Genomic DNA, 13,813 nt, shown 5'->3' with positions numbered 1-13,813 from the left:
CCGTGCTCGACCGGCTCGCCCACACCCTGCGCACCGTCCACCCCGACCGCCCCGCCGTCCTGCGCCACACCCGGCTCGGCACCACCCGGGTGCGGATCCGCCGCGGCGAGCTCGCCGACCTCGCCGACAACTACGCCGTCGCCCTGAACGCCCGCGGCCTCGGCGAGGGCACCACCCTGGGCGTCGCCGTCCGCCCCGGCCCGCGCGCCCTCGCCGTGCTGATGGCCGCGCACCGGCTCGGCCTGCGCACCGCCGTCCTCGACCCCACCGCGGGCCCCGATGTGCTGGCCGCCCGGCTCGCCCTGGCCCGGCCCGACCTGGTGCTCGCCGACGCCGCCGCCCAGGCGGTGGCCGGCTGGGCGGGGCCGCTCGCCCGCCGCGCCGACCTCGCGCTGCCCCCGCTGGACACCCTCGGCCCGGTCGCCACGCTGGGACGCCGGCTGCCCGGCTGCGCGCCCCGGCTGCACACCAACCCCTTCGGCGCGTCGGTGCCGAGGGTCCCCGGACACGACACGCCCGGGCGCGACGCCGACGCCGTGATCGTCTTCACCTCCGGCACCACCGCCCGCCCGCGCGCCGTGGTGCACTCCCGCAGCGGTCTGGCCGCCGGGCTGGGCACCGTCACCGAACTGGTCGACCCGCGTCCCGGCACGGTGGTGCTGGGCGGCACCTTCTTCGTCCTGGTCCCCGCACTCGCCGCCGGCGCCGCCGTCGCCCTGCCGGCCCGCGAACCCGCCGCGCTGGCCCGCCAGCTCGACCGGCTCGCCCCGGCCCACAGCTATCTCACCCCGCCGCAGCTGCGCGCCGCGCTCACCGCCGGGGCCCGCTTCACCGGCCGGGTCTGGACCGGTTCGGCGCCCGCCGACGTGGCCCTGCTGCGCCGGGTCAAGCAGGCCGGGGCCGAGCAGGCCTGGGGCGTCTACGCGCTCACCGAGCTGTTCCCGGCGGCGGCCGTCGAGGAGGCCGAGAAGAGCGCCTTCACCGGGCCCGGCGACCTGGTCGGCGCGCCGCTGCCCGGGGTTCGCACCGCGCTCGGCGAGGACGGCGAACTGCTGCTCACCGGCCCCGGCGCCCGCCACCGCTACCTCGGCGAGGAACCCGAGCCCTGGGTGCGCACCGGCGACCGCGCCACGCTCGGCCCGGACGGCCGGATCGTGCTCGCCGGCCGGCTCAAGGACATGGTGCTGCGCCGTGCCGAGAACATCTACCCCGGTCTGTACGAGCCCGCCCTGCACCTGCCGGGCGTCGAACTCGCGGTGCTGGTCGGCGTCCCGGACGGCCAGGGCGACGAGCGGCTGGTCGCGCTCGTCCAGCCCTCGCCCGGCACCGACCCCCGGCGGCTGCGCGGCGCGCTGGCCGGTCCGCTGGACCGGATGGGCTCGGCCCGTCCGGACGCCCTGCTGTTCGGCGAGGTGCCGCTGGCCGGCCGCTCCCGCAAGCCCGACCGGGAGGCCGCCTCGGCCTACTGCGCACGGGAGTTGGCGATATGACCGGCCGATCCGAACGGGCCGAACGGGCCGGCCGGGCCGAGCGGACCGGACCCGCGCCGGCCGGGCACCCCGGGGCCCGCCGCCGGGACCGCCGGGTCTATCTGCGCAGCCACCCGCTGCTGTTCGCGCTGCTCGCCGTCACCCGCCGCCGCCCGGTGGCCCGGCTCGGCCGCACGGTGCTGGTGCACGGCGCCGAGGCGTACCGCGAAGCGCTCACCCGGATCCCGCTGGACCGCACCGCACCCGGCACCACCGGCGGCGCAGCTGCCGAACTCACCCACGGCGGCGTGCTGTTCGACCAGGAGGGTGCCGATCACCGGTCCGCCCGACGGGAGTTGGCCGCCGCGCTGGACTCGGCGGCGGTGGCGCGGCTCCGCCCGCACTGGCGGGCGGTGCTCGCCGCCCGGATCCCCGCACTCGCCGCCGGTGAGCTGGAACTCGTCGCTCTGGCCCGTGAGTTGGCCGGAGTGACGGCCGCCGGACTGACCGGCGCGACCGGCTGTCCGCACACCCTGGCCGGCGCCGCCACCGAGGCCGCGGCGGCCGCCGCCCGCGACCACCTGCCCGGCCCCCGCCCACGCGGCGCCGCCCGGACGGCCGCCGTCCGCGCCGCCGAACTCGCCGCGCTGCTGCCCGACCCCCGGGACGCGATGGTCGCGGTGGCCGCCGTCAACACCACGGTCGCCGCGCTCCCCCGGGCCGCCGCCTGGTGCGCCGACGCCGGCCTCTGGCCCTCGGTGGACGCCGCCGGCGCACCCGCGCTGGCCGCCGAACTGCTCCGGCTCACCGCCCCCTCGCCGCTGCTCCCCCGGGTGGCCGCCGCCGACGCCGAACTGGCCGGCCGGACCGTGCGCGGGGGCGACCGGCTGATCCTGGTCGCCCGGCACGCCGCCGGCGCGCACCGCCGCGGACCGTCCCCCGGACCCGCCGCCACCCAGGCGGTCTTCGGCGCCGGCCCGCACGCCTGCCCCGGCGCCGGGGTGGCCCGCGCCCTGCTCGCCGACCTGCTGCTCGCGCTCGCGCCGTACGCCCCCGCGGTCACCGCGACCCGGGCCGACCGCCGGGCCGCCCTGCCCGGCTGGGCCGCGCTCACCTTGCGCGCCACCCGCGCCCCCGGCTGAACCCCGTCCGTCCGGCCGAACCGTCCCGAACCGCCCCGAACCACCCGAGGAGACCTCCGATGCGGATCGCCGTCACCGGCGCGAGCGGCTTCTGCGGCTCGCACGTCGTCCGGGCCGCCGTCGCCGCCGGCCACGAGGTGCTCTGCTACGGCCGCCGCCCCGGCCCGGCCGGCCGTCATGTCCCCTGGGACGCCACCGCCGGGCAGCCGGACTTCGGCGACGCCGACGCGATCGTGCACTGCGCCGCCGCCGTCGCCGACCTGCCCCCGGGAGCCGGGGCCGAGGCCGCCCAGCACGCCGTCAACGTCACCGGCACCGAGCACCTGCTGCGCGCCGCCGGGGACCGGCCGCTCGCCTGGGTCTCCAGCGCCAGCGTCTACGACCCCCGGCCGGTCCGCACGGCCGTCCAGGAGCACCACCCCACCGAGGCCGGCCACCTCAACGCGTACGGCCGCACCAAGGCCGCCGGGGAACGGCTCGCGCTGGCGGCGGGCGCCGTGGTGCTGCGCCCGCGCGCCGTCTACGGCCCGGGCGACCCGCACCTGGTGCCCCGGCTGCTGGCGCGGGTGCGGCACGGCCGGCTGCTGCTGCCCGGCGGCGACGTCCGGCTCAGCCTCACCGCCGTGCAGAACCTCGCCGACGCCTGCCTGTCCGCGGTCGGCGCGGGCCGCACCGGCGAGCGCCCGTGGACGCCGGTCGCCTACAACATCGCCGACGCCCGGCCCTACCGGCGCGACGCGGTGGTGCGCGCGGTGCTGGCCGCGCACGGGGTGGACGTCCGGATCCACCACGTCCCGGCCCCGCTGGCCCGGCTGGCCGCCCGGACCGGACGGCTGCCCGGCCTGACCCCGTACGCGGTGGACCAGCTCTCCCGGGGCGTGGTGCTGGACCTCTCCCGCGCCCGGTCCCAGGGCTGGCGACCGCACCGGGACCTCGACGCCTTCCTGCGCGGGACCACCGCCTGACCGCTCCCGTACCCGGAAACGCCCGGCGCCCGCGCCCCCCACCGGGGGGCGCGGGCGCCGGGCCACGAGTCCGTCAGTTCTTGGCGGCCTTCTTCACCAGGACCACCACGGCGGCGGCGATGCCGACCACCACCAGCGCCTTGACAGCGAAGGCCAGCAGTGCGCCGACCACGCCGAAGACGAACATCAGCAGGTTCCAGGCCAGCACCAGTACCAGCACCGGCACGACGATGTTCCGCACCCACGAGGGCAGCGACTTCCAGAGCTCAGCCATGTCCGTTCCTTCTCTCCCCAAGGGGTCGGCTGCCGTCCGGTGCCGCATCCCGTTCGTTTTCGGTACTTCGATCGTACGGTGACGCGAGGGACGGAACGAGGCCCAACGGCCCCGAGAGAACCCGGAGATCCCCCCGACCCCGGACCCCGGGGGAACCCCCGGCCCGACCTCGGGGAACGCCCCCGACCCCGGCCCCCGGTACGACCCCCGGCGCGGTGCCCGGACCGGTCAGACCGGCCAGGTCTCCCCACGCCAGGCGGCGTCCCAGAACATCCACTCGTAGCGCGAGGTGGTGACGAAGTGCTCGATCACCCGGCGCCGCTCGGTGGGGGAGATCTCCTCGCCGAGCCGGTCGGTCAGCGCCAGCACCCGCCGCACCACCGACTGGAACGCCTCGTCGCCGTAGGTGGCGATCCACTTGGCGTACAGCGGGTCGGGGGAGCCCTCGGCGAGCAGCCGCTCGCCGACCCGGGCGTAGATCCAGTAGCAGGGCAGCACCGCGCCGACCGCCTCCGCGAAGGAGCCGCCGTACACGGTGGCGAGCAGGTAGCTGGTGTACGCGCGGGTGGTCGGCAGCACCGGCTCGGCGGCGGCGCCCTCGGCGGTGTCGCCGAAGGCGTCCAGGAACTCGGCGTGCATCCCCTGCTCGGCGGCCAGCGCGCCGATCGCGTCGTCCGCGAAGGCCCGCACCTCCTCCTCGCCGGGCGCCTTGGCCGCGCAGACGGCCAGCGCCCGGGCGTAGTCGCGCAGGTAGTGCGAGTCCTGGACGACGAAGTGGCGGAACGCATCCCGGGGCAGGGTGCCGTCGGTCAGGCCGGCGAGGAAGGGGTGGGCGAGGATCTCGGCGTAGACCGGCTCGATCGCCGCCCAGAGTTCTTCGGTCAGGCTCAGGCTGCTCATGCCCCGACCCTAACCGGAGGTCCACCGCGGCCAGGATCAGTCCTCCGGCGGTGAGAAGACCACCAGCACCCGCAGTTCCTCGGTGATGTGGTGGAAGCGGTGCGGTGTCCCGGCCGGGACGTAGACGACGGTGCCCCGGCCCACCGTGGCGGTCTCGTCCCCGACGGTCAGTTCGGCCCGGCCGCTGATCACCTGGTAGATCTCGTCCTGGGCGTGCGCGGTCTGGGTGTCGGTGTCGCCGGGGGAGAGCGCGTACAGGCCGGCGGACATCCGCGGCTCGCGCAGGAAGCGCAGGTACGCACCGTCGTTGGCGGCGCGTTCGGCGTCCAGGCGGTCCAGCCGGAACAGCTTCATCGGGGCACCCTCCTCGTAGGGCCTCGGGTCACCGGCATTCAACACCACCGTGCCCGACGGAACCTCGCCTCCCCTTGACCGACCTGGGACGCTGGCCCCATGAAGGGTTTCGTCATCAAGACACTGATCAACGCGGCGGCCATCTGGGTCGCCGCCTGGATCGTCTCCGGGATCACGCTCACCGGGGACGACTGGCAGCACAAGACGATCACGGTGCTCGCCGTGGCGCTGGTGTTCGGCGTGGTCAACTGGCTGATCAAGCCGGTGGTGCAGCTGTTCTCGCTCCCCCTGTTCATCCTCACCCTGGGCCTGTTCACCTTCGTGGTGAACGCGCTGATGCTCTGGCTGACCTCCTGGGCCTCGGACAAGCTCGACCTGGACTTCCACGTCGACGGATTCTGGTCGGCCCTGTTCGGCGCGCTGATCGTCAGCCTGGTGTCCTGGGGCCTCAGCCTCGCCCTCGACGAGGACTGAGCGGCATCCGTGCCGGCCCGTGCGGAAGGGGCCCGTACCCGGTGAACCACCCGGGTACGGGCCCCTTTCGATGCGCGTGCCGCGTCCGCCGGCGGCTCACCCGGCGTTCTCGTGCAGGATCAGCGCGAGCTGGGCGTCGAGGTCCCCGGCCGCGGTCTCCTCGCCGATCGGCACCAGCCGGTCGGTGCGCGCCAGGAAGGCGATCAGCGGCGGCGCGGCGCCGCACAGCACGGCGTCACCCTCGGGGGAGCGCAGCACCAGACAGACCTCGCCCAGCTCCCCGCCCACCGGGTGGATGTGCACATCGCCCTCGCCGGACGGCCGGGCCAGCCCGTCGAGCAGCAGATCGCGGGCGAAGACCCAGGTGACCGGCTCGTCACCGGGCAGGTGGAAGGTGAAGCCGACCGCGTAGGGGTCGGCGGGGTCGTAGTCGAGGTCGACCACGATGCTGAGGGTGAACTCGGACGAGACCACGAGGTTCATGGTCAGGTGGCCCTGGACTGTGCTGTGCTGCATGGCACCGACACCTCTCGTTGTGCCCGGCCGCGCGTGGGTGAGGGTTCGCGGGTACCGGACAGGGCTGTTGGCTGACGGGGGAGGGATTTGCGTGCGCTACGTCCGAGCTTCATCGTCCCCGTTTGCGGACGTAGTGGACAAGATGTGCTTTTTCAAATGGTGAACGAGCGGGATTGACCGGCCCGATCCCGGAGCCGCCTGGTCCGCCGGGGCGGTCAGAGCACGAACGACGGTGTCATCGCTCCGACGCTGCGCCGCAGTTGGCCCGCGACCGCGGCGAGCCGGTCGGCCTGCTCGACCGGCAGCGAGAGGGCCATGGTGGCCACCACCGAGCCCACGGTGATCGGCACGGCCGCACAGACGGTGCCGATCGCGTACTCCTGCCGCTCGACCACCGGCATGGTGTGCCGGACCCCGGCGATCCGGCGCAGCACGGCCGACTCGTCGACGAGCGTGGACGGGGTGAGGCCCACCGGGGGGTGACGGGCGAGGTGGTCGCGCCGGGCCTCCTCGGGGAGCTGGCTCAGCAGGCACTGGCCGATCGCGTGGGCGTGGGCGGTGGCCCGGAAGTCGGCCCACGGCTCGACGGCCGCCTGGTGGGCGCCGTCGACGGAGTCCACCACGGTGACCTCGCCGTCCTGGTAGAGGGCGAAGTAGACGGCCGCGCCGAGCTCTTCGCTTAACCGCTCCATCCGCTCCCGCAGCCCGTGCCGCTCGTTCTGCCGGTCGTCGGCCCCGACGATGGCGTCGACCGCCTCACCGTAGAAGAAGCGCCCGTCGGCCCGCCGCAGGTAACCCTCGTGGGCCAGGGTGCGCAGCAGGTGGTACGCGGTGCCGAGCGGGAGGCCGGCGGCGCGGGCGAGCTGCTTGGCGGTGGCCCCGTGGCGGAACCCGCCGACGGCCTCCAGCAGTCGCAGCGCCCGCTGGACGGAGGAGATCAGGGTGGGCTGCCGCTCCAGGCGCGAGGTCCGCGCCGGCCGCGCCGGTGTCGACGTGCGCTCCGCGATCCGATCCATGGCCACAGCCAGCCCCCAGCCCGAGACATGACACAGAAGAGCATGCGGAGTGAATCACTCCGATTCGCCCGATAGTCGCCCATTGCAGCACAGGCGCGGCAAGGTGGCAATGACTCTCACACCATTCAATCGGTAAAATCCTTTGAATCAAAGGTCATATGATCGCAAAATCTAACTTTCGAAGAGCCGTTTAACGTTCATCTTCGCTATCCAAGATCTTTCGTCACTACGAACCGATCACGAACGGACGCACCCGTGGGCGGGCCGCGTTTCGGGCGCGCCGGGCCGCGGGAGACTCCCGCACAACGCTCCAGCCCCGGAGGTCGCCATGCGCACCCCGCCCCGCCCCGTCGTCAAGCGCACCGCCCGGGCGATCCTGCTGGAGGTCGACCCGAACGACCCGTACGGACCGGCCTCGCTGGTGCTGATCAAGCGCACCCGGCCGGGCTCCCCGCATCCGTACTGGATCACCCCCGGCGGCGGCGTCGAGCGCGGCGACCGGACCGTGGTGGACGCCCTGCACCGCGAGGTGGACGAGGAGCTCGGCGGCAAGGTGGTCGACGTGGTCCCCGCCTTCGTGGACACCATCAGCCACACCCACCACGACGACGGCACCCTGCTCCACCCGCACGGAGTGAAGGTCCAGCACTTCTTCGTCTGCCGGCTCGCGTCGATGGACCTCGACCGCCGGCACGGCCCCGAGGTCGACGAGCCCAACGGCGGCTACGAGGTGGTCCGGGTGCCCTTCACCCGCGAGGGCGTCACCGGGGTCAACGTGGTGCCACCGAGCCTGCGGGCGTACCTGGCCGCCAACATCGAGGGCATCCGCGCCCTGCTCGCCCCCGACCTCGGCTGACGCCAGCCACCTCGCCGGGCCCGCCTCACCGGCTCGCGCTCACCGCGCGGCCAGGTCGTGCCGGATCCGCTCCGCCGGCAGACCGGCCCGCAGCAGCACCCCGCTCGTCCGCCGGACCATCGCGGGCGGCCCGGCGAGGCAGGCCGTCCGTCCGGTCCACGGCCCGAACCGGGCCACCGCCTCCGGGAGTTCACCCGCCAGCAGACCGGCCGCGGCCGACTCGGCCGTCCCGGCCCCCGGGCCGGACAGCACCGGGCGGACCGACAGCCAGCGGTGCCGCCGCGCCAACTCCCGCAGCCCGTCCAGTTCGTACAGCTCGCCGGCGCGCCGGGCGCCGTAGAGCAGCTCCACCGAGCGGCCCGCCGCGCCGTACCCGGCGGCCTCCTCGACCAGCGCCCGCAGCGGCGCGATCCCGGTGCCGCCGCCCACCAGCAGCAGGTCGGCGCCGTCGGCGTGGTCCAGGGTCATCCCGCCGGCCGCCGGGCCGAGCCGCAGCACGTCCCCCGGCGCGGCCCGGTGCACCAGCGCGTTGCTCACCCAGCCCGCCGGCACCGCCTTGACGTGGAAGGTCAGCAGACCGTCCGGCCGGGGCGCGGAGGCGAACGAGTAGTGCCGCCAGACCCGCGGCCACCAGGGCGTCTCCAGGCTGGTGTACTGCCCGGCCCGGTACGGGTAGGCCTGGTCGGGGCGGACGGTGAGCACCGCGACGTCCGGGGTGCGGCGCTCGTGGGCGACCACCTCGCCCTGCCACCAGGGCGGCGAGCTGCGGGCGTCCTCCTCGGCGGCCTCGATCATGATCGAGGAGACCAGCCGGTAGACCCGGCGCCAGGCCAGTTCGGTCTCGGCGGTCCACCGGCTGCCCGTGTACCTGGCCAGGGTGGCCACCAGGCACTCGCCGACCGGGCCGTAGTGGCCGGTCAGCGTGCCGTACCGGCGGTGGACGCAGCCCAGCGCGCGCAGATGGGTGCGCAGGCCCTCCGGGTCGCCGGCGCCGCGGGCGGTCATCAGCAGGGCGCGGAACAGGCGGTCGCGCTGGACGTCCATGGCGGCCGGGAAGAGCGCCCGGATCTCGGGGTGGCCGAGGAAGACCAGCGCGTAGAAGTGCGCGGTGGCCCGGTCGGCGACCGGCTCGACGACCGCCAGGCTGGTCCGGATCAGTTCGAGGTCCCGGGCGGTGGGCGGCAGTTCGGCCGAGGTGCGGGGGTCCGCTGCGGGCGACAGCGGGGTCGGCGGCACCGGGGCGAGGGGCGGGACGGCCCAGTTGAGACCGGGGGCGCTGGTGAACAGCGGCTCGATCACCGGAGCCGGCGCGGCGGCGTCCGGCCGGCTCGGCGCGGGCACCGCGGGCGGCCGAACCGGCATCGGCGGCACGGCCATCGGCACGACCGGCGGGGTGACCGGGGGCGCGGTCGGCGGCAGGTCCGGGGGGTCCGACGGCATCGGCGGAACGGCCGAGGCCGCCGCCGAGCCGTGCCCGGTCCGGACCAGGAGTGTCCTGCGGGATTTCACCGCAACGTTTCGTGTACCCAAGAGAATCGTTTCGCCTCCGGCCGGCCTTCGCCACCACCTGGCTTGTCTCGATTGACGCCCAGGAAGCGTGACACGCCCGGAGTGCTCATCCCACGAATCGCGCGAAGCCCGGACACCCGCCCCCGGGACGCGCTACTCTCCCCCGCCCCGGGGCGCCCCGGGTGGCGACTCCACCACCCGGGGCGACCCCGCCCGACCCGCCCGACCCGCCCGACCCGCTCAGAGCTGCCGCAGCAGCAGGCCCGGCTGCTCGACGCAGTCCGCGACGAACCGCAGGAACCCGCCCGCGGTGCCGCCGTCACAGACCCGGTGGTCGAAGGTGAACGACAGCTGGGTCACCTCGCGCACCGCCAACTCGCCCTGGTGGACCCAGGGTTTGCCGACGATCCGGCCGACCCCGAGCATCGCCGCCTCCGGGTGGTTGAGGATCGGGGTGGAACCGTCCACCCCGAAGACCCCGTAGTTGTTCAGGGTGAACGTGCCGCCGGTCAGCTCGGTCGGGGCGATCGACCCGGTCCGTGCCGCCTCGGTCAACCGGCCCAGCTCGACGCCGAGTTGCTCGGTGGTGAGGCGCTGCGCGTCCCGTACCACCGGGACGATCAGCCCGCGCTCGCCCTGGGCCGCGAAGCCCAGGTGCACCGACGGGTGCCGCCGGATCCCCGAACCGTCCTCGGTCACACTGGAGTTGAGTTCGGGGAAGCGCTCCAGCGCGACGGTGCAGATCCGGGCGAGCAGTGCCAGCACGCTCACCTTCGGCCCCGGCGCGGAGTTCAACTGCCGTCGCAGGGCCATGAGTTCGGTGGCATCGACGTCCACCCAGCAGGTCGCGGCCGGGATCTCGCGGTGGCTGCGGCCGAGCTTCTCGGCCACCGCCCTGCGCAGCCCGCGCAGCGGAACGACCTCCCCGGCGGCGGACGGCGCCGGCGCGGTGACGGGCGCGACGACGGGCGCGGTGACGGGCCCGGCGATCTTCGCCGCGACCGCCCGTTCGACGTCCGCCCGCATGATCAGCCCGTCCGGCCCGCTGCCGGTGACGGCCGCCAGGTCGACGCCCTGCTCCCGGGCCAGCCGCCGCACCAGCGGCGAGATCACCGCCGGCACGGCCGACACCCGCACGGCCGCCGGAGCAGTCGGAGCAGGCGGGGCAACCGGCGCAGCCGAAGCAACGGGAGCGACCTGAGCCGCCACCGCGGTCCCGCCCCCGACCCGGCGCCGCCGTCCGCCCCGCGCCGGTTCGGCGATCCCGTACCCGACCAGCGGCCGTTCCACCTCCGCCGCGAGCGGCTTCTCGCCCTCGCCCGGCGACACCGCGACCGTCACCAGCGGCGCGCCGACCGCGACCTCCTGGCCCACCTCGCCGAACAGCGCCGTCACCACCCCGCCGTACGGGCAGGGCACCTCCACCACCGCCTTGGCGGTCTCCACCTCCACCACCGGCTGATCGACCGCGATCACCTCGCCGACCTCGACCAGCCAGCGCACCACCTCCGCCTCGGTGAGCCCCTCACCGAGGTCGGGCAGGGTGAACTCGCGCACGACGGGCATCATCCTCAGTCCTCCCACTGGAGCCGGGCGACCGCGTCCAGGATCCGGTCCACCCCGGGCAGGTGGTGGTGCTCCAGCATCGGCGGCGGGTACGGGATGTCGAAGCCGGTGACCCGCAGCACGGGCGCGGCCAGGTGGTGGAAGCAGCGCTCGGTGACCCGGGCGGCGATCTCCGCGCCGGTGCCGCCGAAGCCGCCGGCCTCGTGCACCACCACGGCCCGGCCCAGCGAGCGCACCACCCGGCAGACCGTCTCGTCGTCGAACGGCACCAGGGTGCGCAGGTCCAGCACCGCGAGGTCCCAGCCCTCGGCCCGCGCCACCTCGGCCGCCTCCAGGCAGACCGGCAGCGAGGGGCCGTAGGTGATCAGCACCGCGGAGGTGCCGGTGCGCCGCAGCACGGCCCGACCGGCCGGCTCGACCGGCACGGCGGGGTCGAACTCCGCCTTGCCCCAGTACATCCGCTTGGGCTCCAGGAAGACCACCGGGTCGTCCGAGGCGATCGAGGCCCGCAGCAGCCCGTACGCGTCGGCCACCGTCGCGGGGGTGACCACGTGCAGGCCCGGGGTCGAGGCGTAGTAGGCCTCGGAGGCGTCGCTGTGGTGCTCGACGCCGCCGATGCCGCCGCCGTAGGGGATCCGGACGGTGATCGGCAGCGGCAGCCGGCCGGCCGTGCGGTTGCGCATCTTGGCGACGTGCGAGAACAACTGCTCCAACGCCGGGTAGGCGAAGGCGTCGAACTGCATCTCCACCACCGGCCGCAGCCCGTACATGGCCATGCCGACGGCGGTGCCGAGGATGCCCGCCTCGGCCAGCGGGGTGTCCAGGCAGCGGTCGGCGCCGAACTCGGCGGTCAGCCCGTCGGTGATCCGGAAGACGCCGCCGAGCGCGCCGACGTCCTCGCCGAGCACGTGCACCGTCGGGTCCTCGCGCATGGCGTCGCGCAGTGCCGAGTTGAGCGCCTGCGCCATGCTGGCGGTCCGTGCGCCGACGGTGGTGGGGGTGGGAGTGGCGGCCGTCGACATCAGTGCTGCACCTCGGCCTCGGCGGCCAGCTCCTCGGCCAACCGCGCCGCCTGCTCGCGCAGTTGCGGGGTCGGCTCGGCGTACACATGGGCGAACAGGGACATCGGGTCGAGCTCCGGGTCGGCGTGGAACTCGGCGCGCATCCGGGCCGCGAGCGCCTCGCCCTCCTCGGCCGCCTCCCGCACCAGGGCGTCGTCCAGCACCCCCAGCTCACGCAGCGCCCGCTCCATCAGCAGGATCGGGTCGTGCTCGCGCCAGGCCGTGACCTCGGCCTCGGTCCGGTAGCGGGTGGCGTCGTCGGCGTTGGTGTGCGCCTCGGCCCGGTAGGTGAGCGCCTCGATCAGGGTCGGGCCGCCGCCGGTCCGGGCCCGCTCGACGGCCTCGGCCAGGACGCCGTGCACGGCGGGCGCGTCGTTGCCGTCCACCAGCCGGCCGGGCATCCCGTAGCCGACGGCCTTGTGGGCCAGCGTCGGGGCGGCGGACTGCGCGCTCAGCGGGACGGAGATCGCGTACCCGTTGTTCTGCACCAGGAAGACCACCGGTGCCTGCAGCACGGCGGCGAAGTTCAGCGCCTCGTGGAAGTCGCCCTCGCTGGTACCGCCGTCGCCGAGCATCGCCAGCGCGACCACCGGGTCGCCGCTCAGCCGGGCGGCGTGCGCCAGTCCGACGGCGTGCGGGCCCTGGGTGGCGAGCGGGGTGCAGAGCGGGGCGGTCCGGCTGGCGCGCGGGTCGTAGCCGGTGTGGGCGTTGCCGCGCAGCAGGGTGAGCGCCTCCAGCGGGTCCACGCCGCGCGAGACCACGGCCAGGGTGTCGCGGTAGCTGGGGAACAGCCAGTCGCGCTCGCCGAGCACCAGCGCGGCGGCGACCTGGCAGGCCTCTTGCCCGGTCGAGGCCGGGTAGACGGCGAGCCGGCCCTGCTTGGTGAGGGTGGTGGCCTGCTGGTTGTACCGGCGGCCGACGACCAGGCGGCGGTACAGCTCGCGGAGCAGGGCGGGGTCGTACTTCTCCAGTGCGGGGGTACCGAGGACGCGGACGGGAGCGGGGTCCGGGAGCAGCGGGGCCGGGTCGGTGCGCGGGGCGGTGGCCCCGGGCAGCCAACCGGGCACCGCCGGGTGGTGTCTGTGGTCGAGAACGGTCATCTCGGGCACCTCCAGGGGTGGCGGGGGCTCCCTACCGATTGTTCGGTCGTCTGTTCATCTTGACCAGAAGCGTGCGAAGGTGGTGGACAATCGGTCCGGGTGGCGGTCGACTGGTGGCAGTGCGTCCAATCGGTGGGGGTGGGGGGTCATGTCGGCTGAACAGATGTCCAGACTCGACCGGGTCGACCGGTCGATCCTGCGGCTGCTGCAGCAGGACGGCCGCGCCTCGATCCGCTCGGTGGCCGAGCGGGTGCACGTGTCCCGGGCGAACGCGTACGCCCGGATCTCCAGGATGGTCGAGGACGGCGTCATTCGCGGCTTCACGGCCAGGGTGGACCACGAACGGGCAGGTCAGGGCGCGTCCGCCTACATCACCCTGAAGATCGTGCAGAACTCCTGGCGCACCGTGCGCGAGCAGCTGCTGGCGCTGCCCGGGGTCGCGCACATCGCCCTGGTCGGCGGCGACTTCGACGTCCTGCTGCTGGTGCACACCGCCGACAACCACGCCCTGCGGGAGCTGGTGCTCAACCGGATCCAGTCCATCCCGCAGGTCCTCGGCACCCGCACCATGCTGGTCTTCGAGGAGACCGACCAGGTTCCGCCGGACTGAC

Annotated in this window: 15 protein-coding genes; 6 read left to right on the top strand and 9 right to left on the bottom strand. The window is 74.9% G+C overall.

Annotated features, from left to right (window positions below; genetic code table 11):
- Positions 1-2 precede the first annotated feature (2 nt).
- From ACFVUH_RS09485 to ACFVUH_RS09475, 3 genes are read left to right on the top strand one after another with little or no spacing between them, the layout of a single operon-like run.
- A complete protein-coding gene (locus ACFVUH_RS09485; RefSeq protein WP_387912164.1) occupies positions 3-1,490 on the top strand; it encodes a class I adenylate-forming enzyme family protein in 1,488 nt (495 codons plus the stop codon).
- Entirely contained in the window at positions 1,487-2,611 is a 1,125-nt protein-coding gene (locus tag ACFVUH_RS09480; RefSeq protein WP_387912163.1) for a cytochrome P450, read from the top strand. The genes ACFVUH_RS09485 and ACFVUH_RS09480 overlap by 4 nt, the downstream gene beginning before the upstream one ends.
- A gap of 59 nt (positions 2,612-2,670) precedes the next feature.
- Positions 2,671-3,576: an NAD-dependent epimerase/dehydratase family protein gene (locus tag ACFVUH_RS09475; protein ID WP_387912161.1), complete on the top strand. Its 906-nt coding sequence runs from the start codon at positions 2,671-2,673 to the stop codon at positions 3,574-3,576.
- Positions 3,577-3,649: 73 nt separating this feature from the next.
- Here ACFVUH_RS09475 and ACFVUH_RS09470 read toward each other — a convergent pair whose 3' ends face one another.
- The 3 genes from ACFVUH_RS09470 to ACFVUH_RS09460 form a co-directional block, all read right to left on the bottom strand.
- Entirely contained in the window at positions 3,650-3,850 is a 201-nt protein-coding gene (locus ACFVUH_RS09470) for a DUF5326 family protein (protein WP_350560494.1), read from the bottom strand.
- Positions 3,851-4,078: 228 nt separating this feature from the next.
- Positions 4,079-4,750: a thiaminase II gene (tenA, locus tag ACFVUH_RS09465; RefSeq protein ID WP_387912160.1), complete on the bottom strand. Its 672-nt coding sequence runs from the start codon at positions 4,748-4,750 to the stop codon at positions 4,079-4,081.
- A 36-nt stretch (positions 4,751-4,786) separates the two neighbouring features.
- Complete coding sequence (locus ACFVUH_RS09460) at positions 4,787-5,104, bottom strand: cupin domain-containing protein (RefSeq protein ID WP_344338921.1); 318 nt, start codon at positions 5,102-5,104, stop codon at positions 4,787-4,789.
- 99 nt (positions 5,105-5,203) lie between these two features.
- Here ACFVUH_RS09460 and ACFVUH_RS09455 point away from each other — a divergent pair, with 99 nt between their 5' ends.
- Complete coding sequence (locus tag ACFVUH_RS09455; protein WP_355362404.1) at positions 5,204-5,578, top strand: phage holin family protein; 375 nt, start codon at positions 5,204-5,206, stop codon at positions 5,576-5,578.
- 96 nt (positions 5,579-5,674) lie between these two features.
- Here ACFVUH_RS09455 and ACFVUH_RS09450 read toward each other — a convergent pair whose 3' ends face one another.
- Positions 5,675-6,094 (bottom strand): SsgA family sporulation/cell division regulator, encoded by a 420-nt coding sequence (locus tag ACFVUH_RS09450; RefSeq protein ID WP_355362406.1) that lies wholly within the window; start codon positions 6,092-6,094, stop codon positions 5,675-5,677.
- Positions 6,095-6,309: 215 nt separating this feature from the next.
- Positions 6,310-7,110: a helix-turn-helix domain-containing protein gene (locus ACFVUH_RS09445; protein WP_355362408.1), complete on the bottom strand. Its 801-nt coding sequence runs from the start codon at positions 7,108-7,110 to the stop codon at positions 6,310-6,312.
- Between the two features lie 328 nt (positions 7,111-7,438).
- Here ACFVUH_RS09445 and ACFVUH_RS09440 point away from each other — a divergent pair, with 328 nt between their 5' ends.
- Positions 7,439-7,966 carry an NUDIX domain-containing protein gene (locus ACFVUH_RS09440; RefSeq protein ID WP_387912158.1) on the top strand — a complete coding sequence of 176 codons (528 nt, stop codon included), beginning with the start codon at positions 7,439-7,441 and terminating at the stop codon, positions 7,964-7,966.
- Between the two features lie 39 nt (positions 7,967-8,005).
- Here the strand turns inward: ACFVUH_RS09440 and ACFVUH_RS09435 are convergent, their stop codons facing one another.
- The 4 genes from ACFVUH_RS09435 to pdhA form a co-directional block, all read right to left on the bottom strand.
- Positions 8,006-9,406, bottom strand: coding sequence for a globin domain-containing protein (locus tag ACFVUH_RS09435; RefSeq protein WP_387912157.1), 1,401 nt, complete (start codon positions 9,404-9,406; stop codon positions 8,006-8,008).
- Positions 9,407-9,715: 309 nt separating this feature from the next.
- Positions 9,716-11,041 (bottom strand): dihydrolipoamide acetyltransferase family protein, encoded by a 1,326-nt coding sequence (locus ACFVUH_RS09430; protein ID WP_387912347.1) that lies wholly within the window; start codon positions 11,039-11,041, stop codon positions 9,716-9,718.
- Positions 11,042-11,046: 5 nt separating this feature from the next.
- Positions 11,047-12,063, bottom strand: coding sequence for an alpha-ketoacid dehydrogenase subunit beta (locus ACFVUH_RS09425; protein WP_387912156.1), 1,017 nt, complete (start codon positions 12,061-12,063; stop codon positions 11,047-11,049).
- The gene (gene pdhA / locus ACFVUH_RS09420) at positions 12,063-13,202 is read right to left on the bottom strand and encodes a pyruvate dehydrogenase (acetyl-transferring) E1 component subunit alpha (RefSeq protein WP_355362416.1); all 1,140 of its coding nucleotides are present in this window, start codon (positions 13,200-13,202) and stop codon (positions 12,063-12,065) included. Before pdhA ends, ACFVUH_RS09425 begins: the two co-directional genes overlap by 1 nt.
- Before the next feature lie 163 nt (positions 13,203-13,365).
- Between pdhA and ACFVUH_RS09415 the strand changes: the two genes are divergently transcribed.
- Complete coding sequence (locus ACFVUH_RS09415; protein ID WP_355362418.1) at positions 13,366-13,812, top strand: Lrp/AsnC family transcriptional regulator; 447 nt, start codon at positions 13,366-13,368, stop codon at positions 13,810-13,812.
- Position 13,813: the final 1 nt, after the last annotated feature.

Origin of the sequence: Kitasatospora sp. NPDC058032, assembly GCF_042885845.1 — a bacterium.
In the GTDB taxonomy this organism is placed as follows: Bacteria; Actinomycetota; Actinomycetes; order Streptomycetales; family Streptomycetaceae; genus Kitasatospora.
Note: the sequence above shows the minus strand (reverse complement) of the source record. Positions and strands in the feature narration are given on the sequence as shown.

What these genes read in the sequence shown, in the direction of transcription:
- ACFVUH_RS09480 (WP_387912163.1), top strand. Translation starts at nt 1,487, where the DNA reads ATGACCGGCCGATCCGAACGGGCCGAACGGGCCGGCCGGGCCGAGCGG.
- ACFVUH_RS09475 (WP_387912161.1), top strand. Translation starts at nt 2,671, where the DNA reads ATGCGGATCGCCGTCACCGGCGCGAGCGGCTTCTGCGGCTCGCACGTC.
- ACFVUH_RS09470 (WP_350560494.1), bottom strand. Translation starts at nt 3,850, where the DNA reads ATGGCTGAGCTCTGGAAGTCGCTGCCCTCGTGGGTGCGGAACATCGTC.
- tenA (WP_387912160.1), bottom strand. Translation starts at nt 4,750, where the DNA reads ATGAGCAGCCTGAGCCTGACCGAAGAACTCTGGGCGGCGATCGAGCCG.
- ACFVUH_RS09460 (WP_344338921.1), bottom strand. Translation starts at nt 5,104, where the DNA reads ATGAAGCTGTTCCGGCTGGACCGCCTGGACGCCGAACGCGCCGCCAAC.
- ACFVUH_RS09455 (WP_355362404.1), top strand. Translation starts at nt 5,204, where the DNA reads ATGAAGGGTTTCGTCATCAAGACACTGATCAACGCGGCGGCCATCTGG.
- ACFVUH_RS09450 (WP_355362406.1), bottom strand. Translation starts at nt 6,094, where the DNA reads ATGCAGCACAGCACAGTCCAGGGCCACCTGACCATGAACCTCGTGGTC.
- ACFVUH_RS09445 (WP_355362408.1), bottom strand. Translation starts at nt 7,110, where the DNA reads ATGGATCGGATCGCGGAGCGCACGTCGACACCGGCGCGGCCGGCGCGG.
- ACFVUH_RS09440 (WP_387912158.1), top strand. Translation starts at nt 7,439, where the DNA reads ATGCGCACCCCGCCCCGCCCCGTCGTCAAGCGCACCGCCCGGGCGATC.
- ACFVUH_RS09435 (WP_387912157.1), bottom strand. Translation starts at nt 9,406, where the DNA reads ATGCCGTCGGACCCCCCGGACCTGCCGCCGACCGCGCCCCCGGTCACC.
- ACFVUH_RS09430 (WP_387912347.1), bottom strand. Translation starts at nt 11,041, where the DNA reads ATGCCCGTCGTGCGCGAGTTCACCCTGCCCGACCTCGGTGAGGGGCTC.
- ACFVUH_RS09425 (WP_387912156.1), bottom strand. Translation starts at nt 12,063, where the DNA reads ATGTCGACGGCCGCCACTCCCACCCCCACCACCGTCGGCGCACGGACC.
- pdhA (WP_355362416.1), bottom strand. Translation starts at nt 13,202, where the DNA reads ATGACCGTTCTCGACCACAGACACCACCCGGCGGTGCCCGGTTGGCTG.
- ACFVUH_RS09415 (WP_355362418.1), top strand. Translation starts at nt 13,366, where the DNA reads ATGTCCAGACTCGACCGGGTCGACCGGTCGATCCTGCGGCTGCTGCAG.